The sequence below is a fragment of the Arthrobacter sp. E3 genome (assembly GCF_017353415.1).
Taxonomy (GTDB): domain Bacteria; phylum Actinomycetota; class Actinomycetes; order Actinomycetales; family Micrococcaceae; genus Specibacter.
The window spans coordinates 1-255 of record NZ_JAFMPX010000143.1 but is presented as its reverse complement, the minus strand read 5'-3'; the positions used below and the strand labels follow the sequence as shown (position 1 = coordinate 255).

Annotated in this window: 1 protein-coding gene; it reads left to right on the top strand. The window is 70.6% G+C overall.

The window, feature by feature from the left end:
- A partial coding sequence (locus JMA46_RS16990; RefSeq protein WP_207346510.1) for a hypothetical protein occupies positions 1 to 255 on the top strand: 255 nt, incomplete at both ends.

The following is a 255-nucleotide window of genomic DNA, read 5'->3' as shown; positions in this document are numbered from 1 at the left end:
CCGCAGGCCTGGGCACCGCCAACACCGGAGGCGCCTGGACCCTGGCAGGAACCGCAGCGAACTTCGCCGTCAACGGCAGCACCGCCACCATCGCCACCGCCGCCCGCACCAACAACTTCGCCTACCTGAACACCGTCGCCTCCAGCGACACCGACGTCCAAGCCACCCTCAGCTTCAACCGGCCCACCGCCAGCAGCGTCTACGCCGGCCTGATCGGACGCAAGGTCGGAACCGCCACCTACGGTGCCCGCGCCG